The following is an 18,977-nucleotide window of genomic DNA, read 5'->3' as shown; positions in this document are numbered from 1 at the left end:
CGGCGGGGCACTGCGGGACGTGGCCAACCCGGCGGGGCGGTGTCGGGGTTCGCTTCCGGGCGGGTGCAGGGGGGCTGCGGCAGACTGCGGACATGCGAACCGCTCACCGCGTCGAGACCGTACGGGCCGCCGAAGCCGCCCTCATGGCCCGCCTGCCCGAAGGCGCCCTCATGCAGCGGGCCGCCGCCGGGCTCGCCGCCGCCTGCTGCTCGCTCCTCGGGAAGGGGCGGGTGTACGGGGCGCGGGTCGTGCTCCTGGTCGGCAGCGGCGACAACGGCGGCGACGCGCTGTACGCCGGGGCGCGGCTCGCCCGGCGCGGCGCGGGCGTCACGGCCGTACTGCTCGGGGCGCGGGCCCACCCGGGCGGCCTGGCGGCCTTCCGCGCGGCGGGCGGCCGGATCACCGACGACCCCTTCGACGCGCTCGCCGTCGCCGACCTCGTCCTCGACGGCATCACCGGCATCGGCGGACGCGGCGGGCTGCGCCCCGACGCCGTCCCCGTCGCCCGGGCCGCGCGCGGCTCCGGCGCGGTCGTCGTCGCCGTCGACCTTCCCAGCGGCGTCGACGCCGACACGGGCGAGGTCACGGGGGAGGCGCTGCGGGCCGACGCGACGATCACCTTCGGCACGTACAAGCCCGGGCTGCTCGTCGACCCCGCACGGGAGTACGCGGGGGCGCTGCGGCTCGTGGACATCGGCCTCGGTCCGGTCCTTCCCGGCGTCCCCGACCTGGAGGCGCTCCAGCACCAGGACGTCGCCCGGCTGCTGCCGGTGCCGGGCGCCGGGAGCGACAAGTACCGGCGCGGTGTCCTGGGTGTCGTCGCCGGCTCCGCCCGCTATCCCGGCGCGGCCGTCCTCGCCGTGGCGGGGGCGCTGCGGGGCGGCGCGGGGGCCGTCCGGTACGTCGGGCCCGCCGACGGCGCGGTGATCGCCGCGCACCCCGAGACCCTGGTCCACCCGGGGCCGCCGGCGAAGGCCGGGCGGGTCCAGGCATGGGTCGTCGGCCCCGGCATCGGCGACGACACCGGCGTCGTCGCCGAGGTCCTCGCCGCCGACGTCCCGGTCCTCGTCGACGCCGACGGGCTGCGGGGCCTGGACCCCGCCGCCGTACGGGCCCGCACCGCGCCCACCCTCCTCACCCCGCACGCGGGCGAGGCGGCGGCGCTGCTCGGTGTCTCGCGGGAGACGGTGGAGGCGGGGCGGCTCGACGCGGTCCGCGCGCTGGCGGCCCGCTTCGGGGCGACGGTCCTCCTGAAGGGTTCGACGACGCTGGTGTGCGGGCCGGCCGCCGGTCCCGTACGGGTCAACCCGACCGGCACCTCCTGGCTCGCCACCGCCGGCAGCGGTGACGTCCTGTCCGGCCTCTCCGGCTCGCTCCTGGCGGCCGGGCTCCCCGCCCTCGACGCGGGCTCCTGCGGCGCCTACCTCCACGGTCTCGCCGCCCGCCGGGCGGCCTCCGGCTCCGCTCCCGTCACCGCGACCGAGGTCGCCGACTCGCTGCGGGCCGCCTGGCGGGACGTGTCGTCGCCGGCGTGACGCCGTCCGACGACCCCCACCCCTCGGGGGGTGGGGCCCGGTTGGGGGAAGTCGTTGGGCCAGTGGTGGGGTCCGGCGCGCAGGGACGGCGGGGCGGGGATTGGGTGGGTGGGGTGATCAATGCGAGAAGTCGTAGAGCGCCGATGCTGTCCGTCCTGGCCGCTGTTCTGGCCCTGGGGCCCGCGGGGGCCGTCGCGGCGGCGCCGGTGGCCGTCGGGCCCGAGGGGGAGGGGCCCGGGCCCGTGGAGCCGTTGGTGCCCGGGGTGGTGGGGGGAGGGCGTCCGGAGTATCCGATGGACACCCCGGATCAGGTGCTGCCGCCGTTGCAGCCGGAGGGGGAGGTGCCGGTACCGGAGCCCGAGGTGACCGCCGAGGGGGAGGTGGAGTACATGCCGCGCAGTGCGGTGGGGGCGGCCTGTACGGCGAGCACGGGGAGGTACCAGCGGCGGGTGGAGAAGCTGCTGGGACTGAAGGCGGACGGGAAGCAGTCGGTGGCCGACTGCACGGCGATCCGGGCGTTCCAGGTGAAGCAGAAGATCAAGCCCGCGAACGGGTATGCGGGGCCGGTGACGTGGGCGAGGGCCGAGCTGCTGGCGGCGCGGAAGACGCTGGATCCGGGGAAGCGGTGCCCGGTGAAGAAGTACCCGGTGGCGTGTGTGGATCTGGACCGGCAGCTGATGTGGGTGCAGAAGGGGAGGAAAGTGACGTATGCGGTGGTGAACATGCGGAGCGGGCGCGCCGGTTACGCCACCCGGACCGGCTGGCACACCGTCTACTGGCGTCACAAGAACCACTGGTCGTCCATCTACAACAGCCCTATGCCGTTCGCGCAGTTCTTCGACGGGGGCCAGGCGTTCCACGCCGTCTACGGGCAGCTCGCCACGCCGACCGGCAGCCGCGGATGTGTGAATCTGAGCTACCGGAACGCGGAGAAACTCTGGGGCGTCCTTCGGAAGGGTGACCGGGTCTACATCTGGGGAAAGCGGCCCGGGAGCTGACACCTGAGAGACTGGGCGCGATGACTGAGACACCGCCGCCCCGCAGAGCCCGCGCCGAGATCGACCTCGGTGCGCTGCGTGCGAACGTCCGCACGCTGCGCGCCCGCGTCGCCCCCCACGTCCGGATCATGGCCGTGGTCAAGGCCGACGCGTACGGACACGGCGCCGTGCCCTGCGCCCGGGCCGCGCTGGAGGCGGGGGCGGACTGGCTGGGTACGGCCACCCCGCAGGAGGCGCTGGCGCTGCGCGCCGCCGGGATCACGGACGTGCCGGTGATGTGCTGGCTCTGGACGCCCGGCGACCCCTGGGACCAGGGCATCGAGGCGGGTCTGGACATGTCCGTGAGCGGCATGTGGGCCCTGCGGGAGGTCGTCGCCGCCGCGGAGGCGACCGGCAGGCGCGCGCGGATCCAGCTCAAGGCCGACACCGGGCTCGGGCGCAACGGGTGCCAGCCCGCCGACTGGCCCGAGCTCGTCACCGAGGCCCTCAAGGCCGAGGCGCAGGGCCTCGTCAAGGTCACGGGGCTCTGGTCGCACTTCGCGTGCGCCGACGAGCCCCACCACCCGTCGATCGCCGCCCAGCTCGACGTCTTCCGGTCGATGCTGGACCACGCGGAGAAGGCGGGCGTCGAGCCCGAGGTCCGGCACATCGCCAACTCGCCGGCCACCCTCACCCTGCCCGAGGCCCACTTCGACCTGGTCCGGCCCGGCATCGCCCTGTACGGCGTGTCGCCCAGCCCGGAGCTCGGCACCTCCGCCGAGCTGGGCCTGCGGCCGGTCATGTCGCTGAAGGGCAGCATCGCGCTGGTCAAGGAAGTGCCGGCCGGGCACGGGGTGAGCTACGGGCACCACTACGTCACCGAGCACGAGACCACCCTGGGTCTCGTTCCGCTCGGGTACGCCGACGGCGTCCCCCGGCACGCGTCGGGCCGCGGGCCCGTCCTCGTCGGCGACACGGTCCGCATGGTCGCCGGGCGGGTCGCCATGGACCAGTTCGTCGTCGACCTCGGCGGCGACACCCCCGAGCCGGGCACCGAGGCCGTGCTCTTCGGCTCCGGGGAGCGGGGCGAGCCCACCGCCGAGGACTGGGCGGTGGCCGCCGACACCATCGCGTACGAGATCGTCACCCGGATCGGCGCGCGCGTCCCGCGCGTCTATCTGGACGTGTAGAGACGCACAAGGGGGAAGGCGTGGGCGAGTCCAGCAGCTGGCGGCGGGCCGGGTTCGCCGGTGCCGCGCTAGGCGTCCTGGCCGCCGGCGCGGCCGCCGGGGTCGCGGTCGAGCGGCTCACCGTCGGCCGTTCCGTACGGCAGAAGGCGCGGCTCGCCCTGGACGCCACCGGCCCGTACGGCGGTCTGCGCGGCACCCCGGGACGGGCGACCGCCGACGACGGGACCGTCCTGTACTACGAGGTGGACGAGGTCGAGCCGGACGCGCCGGCCGGCCGCCGCCGGCGGCTCTTCGGCCGGAAGGAACCCGCCCCCGTCACCGTCGTCTTCAGCCACGGCTACTGCCTCAACCAGGACTCCTGGCACTTCCAGCGGGCCGCGCTGCGCGGTCTCGTCCGGAGCGTCCACTGGGACCAGCGCAGCCACGGCCGCTCGGGCCAGGGAGTGGCCCAGACGGGTCCCGACGCGGTGCCCGTCTCCATCGACCAGCTGGGCCGCGACCTCAGGGCCGTCCTCGACGCGGCCGCTCCCGAGGGCCCGCTCGTCCTGGTCGGGCACTCGATGGGCGGCATGACGGTGATGGCGCTCGCCGAGCGGTATCCGGAACTGATCCGCGACCGGGTGGCCGGCGTCGCCTTCGTCGGCACCTCGGCCGGGAACCTGGCCGAGGTCTCGTACGGGCTGCCGATCGCCGGGGTCAACGCCGTCCGGCGGGTCCTGCCGGGGGTCCTGCGGGCGCTGGGGTCCCAGGCGGAGCTGGTCGAGCGAGGTCGGCGGGCGACCGCCGACCTCTTCGCCGGGCTGATCAAGAAGTACTCGTTCTCCTCGAAGGACGTGGATCCGGCGGTGGCCCGGTTCGCCGAGCGGATGATCGAGTCGACCCCGATCGACGTGGTCGCCGCGTTCTACCCGGCCTTCGCCGAGCACGACAAGGCCGCCGCCCTCGCCGCCTTCCACGGCCTGCCGGTGCTCGCGCTCGCCGGCGACAACGATCTGGTGACCCCCAGCTCCCACACCGAGGCCATCGGCGACCTGCTCCCGGACGCGGAGCTGGTCATCGTCCCCGACGGCGGTCATCTGGTGATGCTGGAGCACCCCGAGGCGGTCACCGACCGGCTGGCCGACCTCCTCGTACGGGCGGGCGCGGTCCCGGAGACGGCGACGGCCGCGGTGAGGACGGACGGCCGCAACAGCTAGGTTGGCGGGTATGGAAGCAGCGCACCCGCCCGTCTCCGGCGCCACTCTCTCCGTCGACTCCCCCCAGCGGATGCAGGAGCTCGGCCGCCGGCTCGCGAAGATCCTCCGTCCCGGCGACCTCGTCATGCTCACCGGCGAGCTCGGCGCCGGGAAGACCACGCTGACCCGCGGCCTCGGCGAGGGGCTGGGGGTGCGCGGCGCCGTCACCTCCCCGACCTTCGTCATCGCCCGCGTCCACCCGTCCCTGGTCGGCGGCCCGGCCCTGGTGCACGTGGACGCGTACCGCCTCGGCGGCGGACTGGACGAGATGGAGGACCTCGACCTCGACGTCTCGCTGCCCGAGTCCGTGGTGGTCGTCGAATGGGGCGACGGCAAGGTCGAGGACCTCACCGACGACCGGCTGCACCTCCTCATCCACCGGGTGACCGGCGACACCGACGACGACCGGCGCACGGTCGTGCTGCGCGGGATCGGCGCGCGCTGGGCCGGCGAGGAGCTGGCCGCGCTCTGAACGGCGTGGGCCGTACGGCCGGGGGCCGCCCGTAGGTTCCGACAACGTGTCGGCAAGGTGTTGCGTGGGTCGTACGAGCCGTGGTCACATGGATGCACGAGCTGGTTAGGTGCACCTAACCTACGGGAGGCATGCATGGCGACGCCGGAGCGCGCGGAACCCAGCCGGGACCACGTCTCGATGAGTGAGCTGCTGGCGTCCTGCGCGGCCGCCCGGGCGCTCTCGACTCCGCCGGCCGAGGCCGAGGAGAGCACATGGGCCGAGGAGGGCCGGCAGCCGGCCGTGCGGGACGAAGCGGCCTGACCGCCAGGACACCCCCGGGGAACCGGCTGCCTGCCCGGGTGTCGCCACGGGCGCCGTGCCGGGTGACGTACCGGCCCAGGAGGCGCTGCCTCGTCCGCCGCCTCAGGCGACGACGACGACCTTCGCGCCGATGACCGCGAAGGTCCACAGGGCGTCGCCGTCGGCCCGCTTCATACGGATGCCGCCCGTCTTCTTCGTCGGGTCCGGGGTCGGCGTGGAGCCGTCCACCGCCGCGCTGAAGCCGATCGCCACGTCCTGGTTGTTCGCGAACCGCACCACGTGCTCGATCTGCACGCCGTCCGAGCCGCGGACCGAACCCGAGCGCGAGGTCACGCTGTAGGCCCCCGGCAGCGGATCCACCGTGCTCGGCATCACCGCGAACGTGCGGGTCGCCTTGCCCTTGGCGTCGACCAGCCACACCCGGCGGTCGGTGAGCGCGTACACGACCCGCTCGCCGCCGCCCGAGCCCGCCGGCACCGCCAGCGGGTTCGCGGCCGGCTGCTTCGGACCGCCGCTCGGCGAGACGGAGGGGACGGAGGCGCCCGGCGTCCGCGGCTTCACCGACAGGTCGGCGGGGGCACTGGCCGAAGCCTGGTAGGCGAGGAAGGCGACCGCGGCGACGGCCGCCACCGTGAGCCCGGCCACGAATCCCGAGCTGCTCCGTGCCACCGTGCCCACCTCTCGTACGAACGTATCGAAGGGTGACGGTAGCAGCCGCCGACCCGAGGTTCGGGGCACCGGGCCCCGGAGCCGTAGGCTGTTCGCGTGCTGTTGCTCGCCATGGATACCGCCACCCCCGCCGTCACCGTCGCCCTGCACGACGGCGAGGCCGTCGTCGCCTCGTCGAGCCAGGTCGACGCCCGCCGTCACGGGGAGCTGCTGCTGCCCGCCGTCGACCGGGTCCTCAAGGAAGCCGGTCTGAAGATCGACGCGGTCACCGGCGTCGTCGTCGGCGTCGGCCCCGGCCCGTACACGGGGCTCCGCGTCGGCCTGGTCACGGCCGCGACCTTCTCCTCCGCCCTCGGTGTGCCGGTCCACGGCCTGTGCACCCTCGACGGCCTCGCGTACGCCGCCGGCCTCGACGAGCCCTTCGCCGTCGCCACGGACGCGCGCCGCAAGGAGGTCTACTGGGCGCGGTACGACGACTCCCGCACGCGCGTGACCGACGCGGCCGTCGACCGGCCCGCCGACATCGCCGAGCGGCTCGCCGGCCTCCCGGTCGTCGGCGCGGGCGCCCGGCTCTACCCCGACGCCTTCCCCGACGCCCGCGACCCCGAGCACCAGTCGGCGGCCGCGCTCGCCGCGCTCGCGGCCGAGCGGCTGGCCGCGGGCGGGGACGGCTTCCTCGACCCGCTGCCGATGTACCTGCGGCGCCCCGACGCGCAGGTGCCGAAGAACTACAAGGTGGTCACCCCCCAGTGACAGCCGTGCTGCGGGAGATGCGCTGGTGGGACATCGCGCCCGTGCTCGCGCTCGAAGCGGAGCTGTTCCCCGAGGACGCCTGGTCGGAGGGGATGTTCTGGTCCGAGCTCGCGCACTCCCGGGGGCCGGGCGCCACCCGCCGCTACATCGTCGCGGAGACCCCCGGGGAGAACGGCGGGCAGCGGCTCGTCGGCTACGCGGGACTCGCCGCGGCCGGCGGACTCGGCGACGTGCAGACGATCGCCGTCTCCCGCGACCAGTGGGGGACCGGGCTCGGCGCCCGGCTCCTCACCGACCTGCTCCACCACGCCACCGCCTTCGAGTGCGACGAGGTCCTCCTCGAAGTGCGCGTGGACAACACCCGGGCCCAGAAGCTCTACGAGCGCTTCGGCTTCGAGCCCATCGGTTTCCGGCGCGGCTACTACCAGCCCGGAAACGTGGACGCGCTCGTGATGCGACTGACCGTTCAAGGAACCGGAACCGAGATCTGATGCCCGTACCGACCCATGGCTGGAATGACTGATGGCTGCTGACGAACCGCTCGTACTCGGCATCGAGACCTCCTGTGACGAGACCGGCGTCGGCATCGTCCACGGCACCACGCTCCTCGCGGACGCCATCGCCTCCAGCGTCGACACCCACGCCCGCTTCGGCGGCGTCGTGCCCGAGATCGCCTCCCGCGCCCATCTGGAGGCGATGGTCCCGACGATCGAGCGCGCCCTGAAGACGGCCGGCGTCTCGGCGAAGGACCTCGACGGCATCGCCGTCACCGCGGGCCCCGGCCTCGCGGGCGCGCTGCTCGTCGGCGTCTCGGCGGCCAAGGCGTACGCGTACGCGCTCGGCAAGCCGCTCTACGGCGTCAACCACCTGGCCTCGCACATCTGCGTCGACCAGCTGGAGCACGGCAAGCTGCCCGAGCCGACGATGGCGCTGCTGGTCTCCGGCGGGCACTCCTCGCTGCTGCTCTCCGCGGACATCACCTCCGACGTGCGCCCGATGGGCGCGACCATCGACGACGCGGCCGGCGAGGCGTTCGACAAGATCGCCCGCGTCCTCGACCTCGGCTTCCCCGGCGGACCGGTCATCGACCGGCTCGCCAGGGAGGGCGACCCGGCGGCCATCGCGTTCCCGCGCGGTCTGAGCGGCTCCCGCGACCCCGCGTACGACTTCTCCTTCTCCGGCCTCAAGACCGCCGTGGCCCGCTGGATCGAGGCCAAGCGGGCGGCCGGCGAGGAGGTGCCCGTCCGGGACGTGGCCGCGTCCTTCCAGGAGGCGGTCGTCGACGTGCTCACCCGCAAGGCCGTCCGGGCCTGCAAGGACGAGGGCGTCGACCACCTGATGATCGGCGGCGGCGTCGCCGCCAACTCGCGGCTGCGCGCGCTCGCCCAGGAGCGCTGCGAGCGGGCCGGCATCCGGCTGCGGGTGCCCCGGCCCGGCCTGTGCACGGACAACGGCGCGATGGTCGCGGCCCTCGGCTCGGAGATGGTCGCCCGCAACCGGCCGGCCTCCGACCTGGAGCTGTCGGCCGACTCGTCCCTGCCGGTGACCGACCCGCACGTGCCCGGTCGCTCCCACGACCACGGTCACGATCACGTGCACGAGGTCAGCAAGGAGAACCTGTACTCGTGAGGCTCACCCTCATGTGGGAGGCGCGGGCCGCTCAGGACCGGGGCGCCGAGCTCCTGGAGTGGGCGCGGGCGCAGGTCCTCGCCCGGGAGCCGGTCCGCCGGGAGATCTTCCGGGCCCCGCAGGACCGGGTCCTCGTCCTCACCTGGTGGGAGGCGGAGGCGTTCGACGCCGAGCTGCCCGAGCTGCCGGAGCCGGACGCGGAGCTGATCACCCGTCCGGTCCACCGCTGGCGCTTCGAATCGGTCGAATAGGCGACACCCGAGCAACCTTTCGAATCCGTCGGGCATCCCACAGCGTGTGAAGAAGACGATCGCGCTGTGGGCGGCCCTGACCGCCGTCGCCCTCCTGGTGACCGGCTGCACGGCGGAGGACGGCCCCGTCGCCGCCCCCGCCCCCACGGCTCCCCCGACCGCCGAGGCGTCCCGCGGGGCCCCCGCCGAGGCGTCCGGCGGGTCGTCCGGCGGAGCGGCCGGGGCGCACCGGGCGCCCGGAACCGCCGGTACCCGGGCGGCCGCGTACCGCAGGTGGGGGCTCAAGCCCTTCGCCGCCCCGCCGGCCCCGCCCGCGGTCAAGCCGGTGGTCCGCCCGCCCGGCGGCCCGGTGCCCGTCATCAGCGAGATACCCACCCGCGAGAAGATCGTCTTCATCACGATCGACGACGGGGCCGAGAAGGACCCCGGGTTCGTCACGATGATGAGGGACCTCGGGATCCCGGTCACGATGTTCCTCACCGACGCGGCCATCCGCGCCGACTACGGCTACTTCGCCCCGCTCGTCGCCCAGGGCCACGGCCTCGCCAACCACACCCTCACCCACCCGAACCTGCGCACCCTCTCCCAGGAGGCCCAGCGCCGGGAGATCTGCGGCCAGCAGACGAGGCTGGAGCAGCGGTACGGCACGGCCCCGCGCCTCTTCCGGCCCCCGTACGGCAACTGGAACGAGGCCACGCGCGCGGCGGCGGGGGAGTGCGGCGTGGACGCGATCGTGCTGTGGCGCGAGTCCATGCAGATCAAGAACATGCAGTACCAGCGCGGCGACCGGAAGCTGCACCCCGGCGACATCATCCTGGCCCACTTCCGCGGCCCGTCCGAGCTCAAGGGCCGGACGATGACGGAGATGACGGCGACGATGCTGCGCCGCATACAGGAGCAGGGCTTCACCGTGGCCCGCCTGGAGGACTACGTCTAGAAGCTTTCCCGGGCGTGGTGTCGATGCGGGCCCCTCCCGTTCGACGTATGTGTGGAAGGCGGGGAACGGCCCCGCCACCGCACCACCCGAGGAGTCGTCATGCCCCGCTTCCTGTCCCTCGTCCGCATCGAGGAGAACACCATCGACATGGAGAGCGCCGACCCCGGCTTCGAGCAGCGGATGGGCGCGCTCTTCGAGGAGATCACCAAGGCCGGCGCCATGCTGGACACCGCCGGGCTGAGGCCGACCGCCGAGTCCACCCGGATCACCTGGTCGGACGGGAAGCTGTCGTACACCGACGGGCCGTTCACCGAGACCAAGGAGGTCGTCGGCGGCTACGCGATGCTCCAGTGCAAGGACATGGCCGAGGCCGTCGAGTGGGGGAAGCGCTTCCTGGCCGTCCACCCGCCGCAGTGGAAGGTCGGTCTCGAGGTCCGCGAGGTCGAGGAGATGCCGGAGGGCTGACCCGCGGTGTGCTGTCATGTGATCCGTGACGGTGCAGAGCACGCTGGAGACGGTCTTCCGGATGGAGTCGGCGCGGATCATCGCCACCGTGGCGCGGATCGTGCGCGACGTCGGCATCGCCGAGGAGATCGCCCAGGACGCGCTCGTCTCCGCCCTTGAGCAGTGGCCGCGGTCAGGTGTCCCCGAGCGGCCGGGCGCCTGGCTGACGGCCGCCGCCAAGCACCGGGCCGTCGACCTCGTGCGGCGGCGCGAGACGTACGCCCGGAAGCTGGCGGAGGTCGGCCGGACGCTCACGGAGGAGTCGTACGACCCCGAGCCGTCCGGACCCGGCGACATCGACGACGACGTGCTGCGGCTCGTCTTCACCGCCTGCCACCCGGTGCTCTCCGCCGAGGCGCGGGCGGCGCTGACGCTGCGGCTCGTCGGCGGGCTCAGGACCGACGAGATCGCCCGCGCCTTCCTCGTCCCGGAGGCGACCGTCGCGGCGCGCGTCACCCGCGCCAAGCGGACCCTCGCCAGGGCGGGCGTGGAGTTCGAGGTGCCCTACGGGGAGGACCGGGCGGCCCGGCTGGGTTCCGTCCTGGAGGTCGTCTACCTGATCTTCAACGAGGGGTACGCGGCGACCGCGGGCGACGACCTGCTGCGGCCCGGCCTGTGCGAGGACGCGCTGCGGCTCGCCCGCGGTCTCGCCGCGCTCATGCCCGAGGAGGGCGAAGTGCACGGGCTCGCCGCCCTGCTCGAACTCCAGGCGTCCCGGACGGCGGCCAGGACCGGACCCGGCGGGCGGCCGGTGCTCCTCGCCGAGCAGAACCGGCGGCGCTGGGACCGGCTGCTGATCCGGCGCGGGTTCGCGGCCCTGGCCAGGGCCGGCGACGGGCGCTCCTACGGCCCGTACGCCCTCCAGGCCGCGATCGCCGCCTGTCACGCGCGGGCGGCCTCGTACGAGGAGACGGACTGGGCGACGATCGCCGCGCTGTACGGCCGGCTCGGCGTCCTCGCGCCCTCCCCGGTGGTCGAACTGAACCGCGCCGTCGCCGTGTCGATGACCGAGGGCCCGGCCGCGGCCCTCAGGGTCGTCGACGCGCTCGCCACCGAACCGGCCCTGGCGCGCTACCACTTGCTGCCGAGCGTCCGGGGCGATCTGCTGGCCCGGCTCGGGCGGGCGGCGGAGGCGCGCGCGGAGTTCGAGCGGGCCGCGGCCCTCACCCGCAACGAGAGCGAGCGGGCCCTGCTGCGGGCGCGGGCGGGGGAGTCGGTGGATCCTGGCGGGGGAGGCCCTGTGCGGATGCCCGGCGGCGACGCCTAGGGTGCTGGGCATGTCCCCGCGTATGCCGCTGCCGCCCCCGCCCCCGCCCGCCGAGCTCCGGAGCTGGCCCGACCGGGAGGCGCGGATCGCCGACCGGGCGCTGGCGCTCGACGCGCTGGGACGGCGACTGCTCGGCGTGGGCCGGCTCGTGATGTTCCTGGTCTGGTTCGCGCTGCTCGAACTGGGCTGGGGGCTGGTCGGCGTGCTGCTGACGGCGCTCGGCGGCCCGCTGCGCGACCCGCTCACCGTCCTGACCGGTGTCTTCGCGTCCGTCCTCGGCATCGGCGTCCTCGTCCCGGCCGTGTGGATGACCGTCCGCGGCCACCGGCGCGACCGGACCGTCCGCGAACGGCTCACCCAGTGGGCCGCGCTCGACCGGCACGGCCCGACGGACGCCCGGCTGCGCGCCCCCGCCCTCAGCGCCTGCTGGCTGCTCCTGTCCTTCGCGATGTGCGGGGTCGGCCTCTGGCTCGGCTTCGCCGTGCCCGCGGGCGCCCGCTGGGAGGACGGCGGTTACGGCCTGGTCGCCTACGGCATGGGCGCCGCCCTCATCCTCTGGATCACCGGGCTGACCGGCCTGGCGAAGGCCGTCGGCCACTACCGCTTCGCGGTGCGGCTCACCGGCCCCCGCCCGCCGGCCGGCCGATCAGCATCGTCGGGGCTCCCGCGACCCGAGTGAGCAGCACCGTCGCCGCGTTGGGGCCCTTCGGCTTCACCCTGCGCCGGATCTCCTCGGGTTCGACGGCCGAGCCGCGCTTCTTCACGGTCAGCGTGCCGACCTCGCGCTCCCGCAGCAGCGCCTTCAACTTCTTCAGGTTGAAGGGGAGTTCGTCGGTGATCTCGTAGGCGGCGGCGTACGGGGTGGGGGTGAGCGCGTCCGCCGTGACGTACGCGATCGTCTCGTCGATCAGACCGCCGCCCAGCTCCTGCGCGACCTCGGCGACGAGGTGCGCGCGGATGACGGCGCCGTCGGGTTCGTACAGGTAGCGGCCGACCGGCCGGACCGCCGGGTCCGGCAGTCCCCGGCCGATGAGCCCGGCGCCGGAGGGCAGCAGCGTGGCCCGGCGGGCGCCCGGCTCCGTACCGAACCAGAGCACGGCCTCCTTCACGTCCCCGCCGTCCGAGATCCACTCGGCCTCGGCGTCCTCGGGGACGGCCTCGTGCGGGATGCCGGGCGCCACCTTCAGGGCGGCGCGCGGGGCCTTGCGGGCCGCCTCGACGGCCCAGGAGAGCGGCGGGGAGTACGCCTCCGGGTCGAAGATCCTGCCCCGGCCGCCGCGCCGTGCCGGGTCGACGAAGACCGCGTCGTACGGGCTGGTGTCGATCTCGGTCACGTCCGCGCACCGCACCTCGATCAGCTCCGCGAGCCCGAGCGCCTCGGCGTTGGCGCGGGCCACCTCGGCGGTCAGCGGGTCGCGGTCGACGGCGAGGACGGAGATCCCGGCGCGGGCGAGGGCGATCGCGTCGCCGCCGATGCCGGAGCAGAGGTCCGCGACGCCGCCGACACCGAGCTCCTTGAGCCGGGCCGCCCGGTACGTGCCGACCGAGGCGCGGGTCGACTGCTCGACGCCGTTGGGGGTGAAGTACATCCGGTACGCGTCCTCGGCGCCGAACTTCGCCACCGCCCGCTGCCGCAGCCGTGCCTGGCCGAGCGCCGCGGTGACGAGCTCGGCGGGGTGGTCGCGGCGCAGCCGGGAGGCGACCGCCAGCTCCTGGGCGGGGTCGTAGTCGCGCAGGGCGGTGAGGAGCGTCTGCCCCTCGGGGCCGAGCAGGGGGGTGAAGGAGGCGAGGTCGGTCACCCGTCCCATTGTGGGCCCTGCGCCACTGTGGGCCGGCCGGGGGACGGTGGGGCGGTACGGCGGTGTCGCGACCCGTGGAGGGGCTTCCGCGCTGACAGGATGCGGCGCCATGCAGCTCGTACGACAAAAGGAAGAATTTATGGTGATCGGCGCGCCCCACCCCCGTCGTCGGGCCCTCGGGGCCGCCCTCCTCGTCGCCGCCCTCGCCTCGGCGGCCACGGCCTGCTCCGGCGCCGCCGAACCGGACGGCGGAGCCCCCGCCCCCGCCGCCGGACAACGGGCCCCGGGCGCCCAGAGCGCCTCCGGCGCACTCAACGCCTACCTCGACAACATCCGCAAGCAGCGCGCCGCCCGCGCGCTCGCCGCCAAGAAGTGGGGCCTCACCCGGACCCCGCTGGAAGCCCCGGCCCCGCCCGCCGTCAAGCCGAGGATCACCACCCGCAAGGGCTTCGAGACGGACGGCGAGGGCCTCCCGCCCGTCTTCACCACCGTGCCGACCAAGCAGAAGATCGTCTTCCTCACCATCGACGACGGCGCGGAGAAGGACCCCGCCCTGCTGCGGATGATGAAGGAACTCGACATCCCCTACAGCGCCTTCCTCAGCGACTACGTCGTCAACGACGACTACGGCTACTTCGCGAAGATGCAGAAGTCCGGGGTCTCCCTGCACAACCACACCCTCAACCACCGCTACCTGCCCGGACTCTCCTACAGCCAGCAGAAGCGCGAGATCTGCGGCATGCAGCAGATCATCGAGAAGCAGTTCGGCAAGCGGCCCCCGCTCTTCCGCCCGCCCTACGGCAACTACAACGAGGACACCCTGCGCGCGGCCAAGTCCTGCGGCGTCAAGGCCGTCCCGCTCTGGGCGGCCGAGGCGTTCCCCGACCACATGGAGTGGCGCGAGTGGGACCGCGACCTGCACCCCGGCGACATCGTGCTCACCCACTTCCGCGGCAAGCAGGACTGGAAGGGCACCATGCCGGACATGATCCGACGGGTGATGAACGTGATCACCTCCAAGGGGTACGCGGTCGCGAAACTCGAGGACTACGTGTGAGAACGCGGGCACGGCGGTGGACCGCCGCTCTGGCCGTGACCGCCACACTCCTCGCCCTCCCGGCCTGCGCCTCCTCGGTCGACCCGATCGAACGGCTCGGCCGCAAGGCGGCGGAACGGGTGGGACCCCGGCCCACGCCGGCCCGGGAGGCGCGGGACGGCGTACGCCAGGAGGCGCGGGAGCGCGTACGGGAAGCGGTGGACGCCAAGGGGTGCGAGGACCCGGCACACGACCTGCCGGAACGCCGTCGCGTCACGCCACAGGGCGATGAATTGGCACTCCGCTTGACCGAGTGCTAATCGCGGTCATAGTCTCGGCTCTGGCACTCCCCACTGGAGAGTGCCAACACGGCGACGGGCAGGTCCGGCACCCGCGACGACGGATCCACCTGGTCGCCACCCAGACAGTTAGCCCCGTGAGATCTCCGAAGGGGGAGGTCGGATCGTGACGACCACCAGCTCCAAGGTTGCCATCAAGCCGCTCGAGGACCGCATTGTGGTCCAGCCGCTCGACGCCGAGCAGACCACCGCCTCTGGCCTGGTCATTCCGGACACGGCCAAGGAGAAGCCCCAGGAGGGCGTCGTCCTGGCCGTTGGCCCGGGCCGCTTCGAGAACGGCGAGCGTCTGCCGCTCGACGTCAAGACCGGCGACATCGTGCTGTACAGCAAGTACGGCGGCACCGAGGTGAAGTACAACGGCGAGGAGTACCTCGTCCTCTCGGCTCGCGACGTGCTCGCGATCATCGAGAAGTAATTCACCGAAGTACCCGAAGTACCTGAAGCAGATGCTTTGAGCTGCGCCCCGAGGCACCTTTCCAGGCGCCCCGGGGCGCAGTTCGTTCCACCTGAATCCGAGAGGGCTGAACCGCTCCCATGGCGAAGATCCTGAAGTTCGACGAGGACGCCCGTCGCGCCCTTGAGCGCGGCGTCAACAAGCTTGCCGACACGGTCAAGGTGACGATCGGCCCCAAGGGCCGCAACGTCGTCATCGACAAGAAGTTCGGTGCCCCCACCATCACCAACGACGGTGTCACGATCGCCCGCGAGGTCGAGCTCGACGACCCGTACGAGAACCTCGGCGCCCAGCTGGTGAAGGAGGTGGCGACCAAGACCAACGACATCGCGGGTGACGGCACCACCACCGCCACCGTGCTCGCCCAGGCCCTGGTCCGCGAGGGTCTGCGCAACGTCGCCGCCGGCGCCTCCCCGGCCGCCCTGAAGAAGGGCATCGACGCCGCCGTCAAGGCCGTCTCCGAGGAGCTCCTCGCCACCGCGCGCCCGATCGAGGACAAGTCCGACATCGCCGCCGTCGCCGCGCTCTCCGCGCAGGACCAGCAGGTCGGCGAGCTCATCGCCGAGGCGATGGACAAGGTCGGCAAGGACGGTGTCATCACCGTCGAGGAGTCCAACACCTTCGGCCTGGAGCTCGACTTCACCGAGGGCATGGCCTTCGACAAGGGCTACCTGTCCCCGTACATGGTCACCGACCAGGAGCGTATGGAGGCCGTCCTCGACGACCCGTACATCCTGATCAACCAGGGCAAGATCTCCTCGATCCAGGACCTGCTGCCCATCCTGGAGAAGGTCATCCAGGCCGGCGCCAGCAAGCCGCTGCTGATCATCGCCGAGGACATCGAGGGCGAGGCCCTGTCGACCCTCGTCGTCAACAAGATCCGTGGCACCTTCAACGCCGTGGCCGTCAAGGCCCCCGGCTTCGGCGACCGCCGCAAGGCGATGCTCGGCGACATGGCCACCCTCACCGGTGCCACCGTCATCGCCGAAGAGGTCGGCCTCAAGCTCGACCAGGCCGGCCTGGACGTGCTCGGCACCGCCCGCCGCGTGACCATCACCAAGGACTCCACCACCATCGTCGACGGTGGCGGCAACTCCGAGGACGTCGCGGGCCGCGTCAACCAGATCAAGGCCGAGATCGAGTCCACGGACTCCGACTGGGACCGCGAGAAGCTCCAGGAGCGCCTCGCGAAGCTGGCCGGCGGCGTGTGCGTGATCCAGGTCGGCGCCGCCACCGAGGTGGAGCTGAAGGAGAAGAAGCACCGTCTGGAGGACGCCATCTCCGCGACCCGCGCCGCGGTCGAGGAGGGCATCGTCTCCGGTGGTGGCTCCGCTCTGGTCCACGCCGTCAAGGTCCTCGAGGGCAACCTCGGCAAGACCGGCGACGAGGCCACGGGTGTCGCGGTCGTCCGCCGCGCCGCCGTCGAGCCGCTGCGCTGGATCGCCGAGAACGCCGGCCTCGAGGGCTACGTCATCACCTCCAAGGTGGCGGAGCTCGACAAGGGCCAGGGCTTCAACGCCGCCACCGGCGAGTACGGCGACCTGGTCAAGGCCGGCGTCATCGACCCGGTCAAGGTGACGCGCTCCGCCCTGGAGAACGCCGCCTCCATCGCCTCCCTCCTCCTCACCACCGAGACCCTCGTGGTGGAGAAGAAGGAAGAGGAGCCGGCGGACGCGGGCCACGGCCACGGTCACTCCCACTGAGGCTCGTAGCTGACCACTGAGGCCCGGTGCTCCCGTCGCGGGAGCACCGGGCCTCGGCCTTTCCCGGGCCGCCGACTCTCACGCCTCCACGGCGCCGAGCTGCTGCATCAGCCCGAGCATGTCGTACTGCCACCAGCCCTCCGCGATCTTCCCGTCGTCCCGGAAGCGGTGGATGACGGCGCCCGCCATGGTCACCGCCATGCCGGTCGGCTGGATCCCCATGAAGTCGCCGGTGTGGGTCCCCTTCCACGTCCAGCGCGTGCAGACCCGGTCGCCCTCCGCGATCTGGTCCTCGACGGTGAAGGCGAAGTCGAAACCGCCCCGCCACATCTCCACCTCGCGCCGGACCGCGTCCATGCCGATCACGTCCTGCTCGTTGGACGGATCGTGGTCGTGGTACCCCTCCGCCAGCACCTCGTCCATCAGCGCCAGCTCCTGCTCGGTGGCCAGCATCTCCATCAGCCGCCGGGCGTTGTTCTTGTACAGCGCCTCGTCCCGGACCACGTCCAGGTCCGTGAAGGTCGGCATCTCGTCACAGAGCGCCACCATCTCCCGGAAGATCCGGTCCGTCTCCGGCAGCTGCGAGTTCTGCATCGCCACGTCGTACGACGGGAACTCCACGATCTCCACGACATGCGACGCGTCCGACCGGTCCTTGCCCACGATGCTGTGCGTCGCGGTCCGTTTCCCCTTGGTCTGCTCGACCCACCGGTCCATGAGCCGGTTCAGGTCGTCCACCCGACTCGTCTTGCAGTCGATTATCTGTACGAACGTCATGGCGCCTCCCGACCGTGGTGGGAACCCTTTCAGTCTAGGTCCGGGGAGCCGCGATGCCCTGGCAGCAAGTGGGGCATGGAGCGCTGGGCGGTGCGGTGGGTCAGGCCGACCGGGTCAGGTCGTCGGCGCGGACCTCCTCCGCGAAGGGTTCGTCCCTCGTGTAGCGGGCGACCTCGTCGAGGGCCTGGTCGGTCATGCGGTGGAGTTCGTTGCCGAGGGAGCCGGCGACGTGGGGGGTGAGGAGGACGTTGGGGAGGGTGTAGAGGGGGGAGTCGGCCGGGGGGACTTCGGGGTCGGTGACGTCGAGGACGGCGTGGAGGCGGCCGGTGCGGAGGTGGGGGAGGAGTGCGGTCTCGTCGACGAGGGAGCCGCGGGCCGTGTTGATCAGGGTGGCGCCGTCGGGCATCGCGGCGAGCTGGCGGGGGCCGATCATGCGGTGCGTGGAGGGGAGTTGGGGCGCGTGCACGGAGACGACGGTGCTGCGGGCGCAGAGTTCGTCGAGGCCGACCAGTTCCACGCCCGGCTGCGGGGTCTTCACGTAGGGGTCGTAGAGGAGGACCTCGAAGTCGAAGGGGCGCAGGAGTTCGACGACCCGGCGGCCGATGCGGGAGGCGCCGACGATGCCGACGGTGCGGCGGTAGTTGCCCCAGGCGGTGGACTCGGCGAGCCAGGCGTGGTCGGTGCGGAGTTCGGCGTACCGCTGGGCCGAGCCCAGGACCCGTTTCCCGGCGAAGAGGATCGCGGCGAGTGTGTACTCGGCGACCGGCAGCGCGTTGGCGGCGGCGGCCGAGGTGACGCGGAGGCCGCGGTCCCAGCAGGCGTCGGTGATGTGGTGCTTGACGGAGCCGGCGGCGTGGACGACGGCTTTGAGCCGGGGGGCGCGGTCGAGGACCTCGGCGGTGAGGGGGGTCGCTCCCCAGCAGGTGAGGAGGAGTTCGGCCTCGGCGAGGGCGGCGGTGACGCGGGCGTCCGGAGCGGTGAGGTCGTGGGCGACGAGGTGCGGGTCGGTGCGGGTGAGCGCGGCGAGCCGGTCGCGGTGGGCGCCGGTGAGCAGGCGTTCGGCGATGCCGGGGCCCATGGCGAGGAGGAGGGAGGGGCGGTTGTCAGTGGTGGGGTGCATCGTGGGA

22 protein-coding genes are annotated in these 18,977 nt (G+C 73.2%); 18 read left to right on the top strand and 4 right to left on the bottom strand.

Features of this window, described 5'->3' with window-relative positions:
- Nucleotides 1–92 precede the first annotated feature (92 nt).
- From ACFVZH_RS10955 to ACFVZH_RS10930, 6 genes are all read left to right on the top strand, one after another.
- Nucleotides 93–1,535 carry an NAD(P)H-hydrate dehydratase gene (locus ACFVZH_RS10955; RefSeq protein ID WP_384895535.1) on the top strand — a complete coding sequence of 481 codons (1,443 nt, stop codon included), beginning with the start codon at nucleotides 93–95 and terminating at the stop codon, nucleotides 1,533–1,535.
- A gap of 293 nt (nucleotides 1,536–1,828) precedes the next feature.
- On the top strand, nucleotides 1,829–2,533 hold the full coding sequence (locus tag ACFVZH_RS10950) for a L,D-transpeptidase family protein (RefSeq protein WP_384895533.1): 705 nt from the start codon (nucleotides 1,829–1,831) through the stop codon (nucleotides 2,531–2,533).
- 20 nt (nucleotides 2,534–2,553) lie between these two features.
- Nucleotides 2,554–3,702, top strand: coding sequence for an alanine racemase (gene alr / locus ACFVZH_RS10945; RefSeq protein ID WP_384895531.1), 1,149 nt, complete (start codon nucleotides 2,554–2,556; stop codon nucleotides 3,700–3,702).
- A gap of 20 nt (nucleotides 3,703–3,722) precedes the next feature.
- The gene (locus ACFVZH_RS10940; RefSeq protein WP_384895529.1) at nucleotides 3,723–4,898 is read left to right on the top strand and encodes an alpha/beta fold hydrolase; all 1,176 of its coding nucleotides are present in this window, start codon (nucleotides 3,723–3,725) and stop codon (nucleotides 4,896–4,898) included.
- Between the two features lie 10 nt (nucleotides 4,899–4,908).
- Entirely contained in the window at nucleotides 4,909–5,409 is a 501-nt protein-coding gene (gene tsaE, locus ACFVZH_RS10935) for a tRNA (adenosine(37)-N6)-threonylcarbamoyltransferase complex ATPase subunit type 1 TsaE (protein ID WP_384895527.1), read from the top strand.
- Between the two features lie 135 nt (nucleotides 5,410–5,544).
- Nucleotides 5,545–5,712 carry a hypothetical protein gene (locus ACFVZH_RS10930; protein WP_384895525.1) on the top strand — a complete coding sequence of 56 codons (168 nt, stop codon included), beginning with the start codon at nucleotides 5,545–5,547 and terminating at the stop codon, nucleotides 5,710–5,712.
- A 102-nt stretch (nucleotides 5,713–5,814) separates the two neighbouring features.
- Here ACFVZH_RS10930 and ACFVZH_RS10925 read toward each other — a convergent pair whose 3' ends face one another.
- Complete coding sequence (locus ACFVZH_RS10925) at nucleotides 5,815–6,357, bottom strand: hypothetical protein (RefSeq protein ID WP_384895942.1); 543 nt, start codon at nucleotides 6,355–6,357, stop codon at nucleotides 5,815–5,817.
- A 120-nt stretch (nucleotides 6,358–6,477) separates the two neighbouring features.
- Here ACFVZH_RS10925 and tsaB point away from each other — a divergent pair, with 120 nt between their 5' ends.
- The 8 genes from tsaB to ACFVZH_RS10885 all read left to right on the top strand — a co-directional run bounded on the left by tsaB (nucleotide 6,478) and on the right by ACFVZH_RS10885 (nucleotide 12,401).
- Entirely contained in the window at nucleotides 6,478–7,134 is a 657-nt protein-coding gene (gene tsaB, locus ACFVZH_RS10920; RefSeq protein WP_384895523.1) for a tRNA (adenosine(37)-N6)-threonylcarbamoyltransferase complex dimerization subunit type 1 TsaB, read from the top strand.
- 17 nt (nucleotides 7,135–7,151) lie between these two features.
- Entirely contained in the window at nucleotides 7,152–7,625 is a 474-nt protein-coding gene (gene rimI / locus ACFVZH_RS10915) for a ribosomal protein S18-alanine N-acetyltransferase (RefSeq protein WP_384895940.1), read from the top strand.
- A gap of 31 nt (nucleotides 7,626–7,656) precedes the next feature.
- Nucleotides 7,657–8,763 carry a tRNA (adenosine(37)-N6)-threonylcarbamoyltransferase complex transferase subunit TsaD gene (gene tsaD / locus ACFVZH_RS10910; RefSeq protein ID WP_384895521.1) on the top strand — a complete coding sequence of 369 codons (1,107 nt, stop codon included), beginning with the start codon at nucleotides 7,657–7,659 and terminating at the stop codon, nucleotides 8,761–8,763.
- Nucleotides 8,760–9,014 carry a hypothetical protein gene (locus tag ACFVZH_RS10905; protein WP_017239612.1) on the top strand — a complete coding sequence of 85 codons (255 nt, stop codon included), beginning with the start codon at nucleotides 8,760–8,762 and terminating at the stop codon, nucleotides 9,012–9,014. Before tsaD ends, ACFVZH_RS10905 begins: the two co-directional genes overlap by 4 nt.
- A gap of 46 nt (nucleotides 9,015–9,060) precedes the next feature.
- The gene (locus tag ACFVZH_RS10900) at nucleotides 9,061–9,951 is read left to right on the top strand and encodes a polysaccharide deacetylase family protein (protein ID WP_384895518.1); all 891 of its coding nucleotides are present in this window, start codon (nucleotides 9,061–9,063) and stop codon (nucleotides 9,949–9,951) included.
- Nucleotides 9,952–10,050: 99 nt separating this feature from the next.
- On the top strand, nucleotides 10,051–10,416 hold the full coding sequence (locus tag ACFVZH_RS10895) for a YciI family protein (protein WP_384895516.1): 366 nt from the start codon (nucleotides 10,051–10,053) through the stop codon (nucleotides 10,414–10,416).
- Nucleotides 10,417–10,477: 61 nt separating this feature from the next.
- Nucleotides 10,478–11,722, top strand: a complete 1,245-nt coding sequence (locus tag ACFVZH_RS10890; protein ID WP_384895938.1) for an RNA polymerase sigma factor — start codon at nucleotides 10,478–10,480, stop codon at nucleotides 11,720–11,722.
- Nucleotides 11,723–11,732: 10 nt separating this feature from the next.
- The gene (locus tag ACFVZH_RS10885; protein ID WP_384895514.1) at nucleotides 11,733–12,401 is read left to right on the top strand and encodes a hypothetical protein; all 669 of its coding nucleotides are present in this window, start codon (nucleotides 11,733–11,735) and stop codon (nucleotides 12,399–12,401) included.
- On the opposite strand, the gene ACFVZH_RS10880 is transcribed toward ACFVZH_RS10885, so the two are convergent.
- Nucleotides 12,340–13,530 (bottom strand): methyltransferase domain-containing protein, encoded by a 1,191-nt coding sequence (locus ACFVZH_RS10880; protein WP_384895513.1) that lies wholly within the window; start codon nucleotides 13,528–13,530, stop codon nucleotides 12,340–12,342. The two genes, ACFVZH_RS10885 and ACFVZH_RS10880, sit on opposite strands and share 62 nt — an antisense overlap.
- A 130-nt stretch (nucleotides 13,531–13,660) precedes the next feature.
- Between ACFVZH_RS10880 and ACFVZH_RS10875 the strand changes: the two genes are divergently transcribed.
- The 4 genes from ACFVZH_RS10875 (at nucleotide 13,661) to groL (ending at nucleotide 17,073) form a co-directional block, all read left to right on the top strand.
- On the top strand, nucleotides 13,661–14,578 hold the full coding sequence (locus tag ACFVZH_RS10875) for a polysaccharide deacetylase family protein (RefSeq protein WP_384895936.1): 918 nt from the start codon (nucleotides 13,661–13,663) through the stop codon (nucleotides 14,576–14,578).
- 35 nt (nucleotides 14,579–14,613) lie between these two features.
- Entirely contained in the window at nucleotides 14,614–14,877 is a 264-nt protein-coding gene (locus ACFVZH_RS10870; RefSeq protein WP_384895511.1) for a hypothetical protein, read from the top strand.
- 145 nt (nucleotides 14,878–15,022) lie between these two features.
- Nucleotides 15,023–15,331 (top strand): co-chaperone GroES, encoded by a 309-nt coding sequence (groES, locus tag ACFVZH_RS10865; protein ID WP_003998759.1) that lies wholly within the window; start codon nucleotides 15,023–15,025, stop codon nucleotides 15,329–15,331.
- A gap of 119 nt (nucleotides 15,332–15,450) precedes the next feature.
- Nucleotides 15,451–17,073 (top strand): chaperonin GroEL, encoded by a 1,623-nt coding sequence (groL, locus tag ACFVZH_RS10860; RefSeq protein WP_384895509.1) that lies wholly within the window; start codon nucleotides 15,451–15,453, stop codon nucleotides 17,071–17,073.
- Nucleotides 17,074–17,151: 78 nt separating this feature from the next.
- Here groL and ACFVZH_RS10855 read toward each other — a convergent pair whose 3' ends face one another.
- Together ACFVZH_RS10855 and ACFVZH_RS10850 are read right to left on the bottom strand one after the other, a co-directional pair.
- Nucleotides 17,152–17,850: an ester cyclase gene (locus ACFVZH_RS10855; RefSeq protein WP_384895507.1), complete on the bottom strand. Its 699-nt coding sequence runs from the start codon at nucleotides 17,848–17,850 to the stop codon at nucleotides 17,152–17,154.
- 100 nt (nucleotides 17,851–17,950) lie between these two features.
- Nucleotides 17,951–18,970: a hydroxyacid dehydrogenase gene (locus ACFVZH_RS10850; protein ID WP_384895505.1), complete on the bottom strand. Its 1,020-nt coding sequence runs from the start codon at nucleotides 18,968–18,970 to the stop codon at nucleotides 17,951–17,953.
- Between the last annotated feature and the right edge of the window lie 7 nt (nucleotides 18,971–18,977).

The organism is Streptomyces sp. NPDC059534 (genome assembly GCF_042743475.1).
GTDB lineage: Bacteria > Actinomycetota > Actinomycetes > Streptomycetales > Streptomycetaceae > Streptomyces.
The sequence above is the reverse complement of the archived record's forward strand: the minus strand, read 5'-3'. Positions and strand labels throughout refer to the sequence as shown.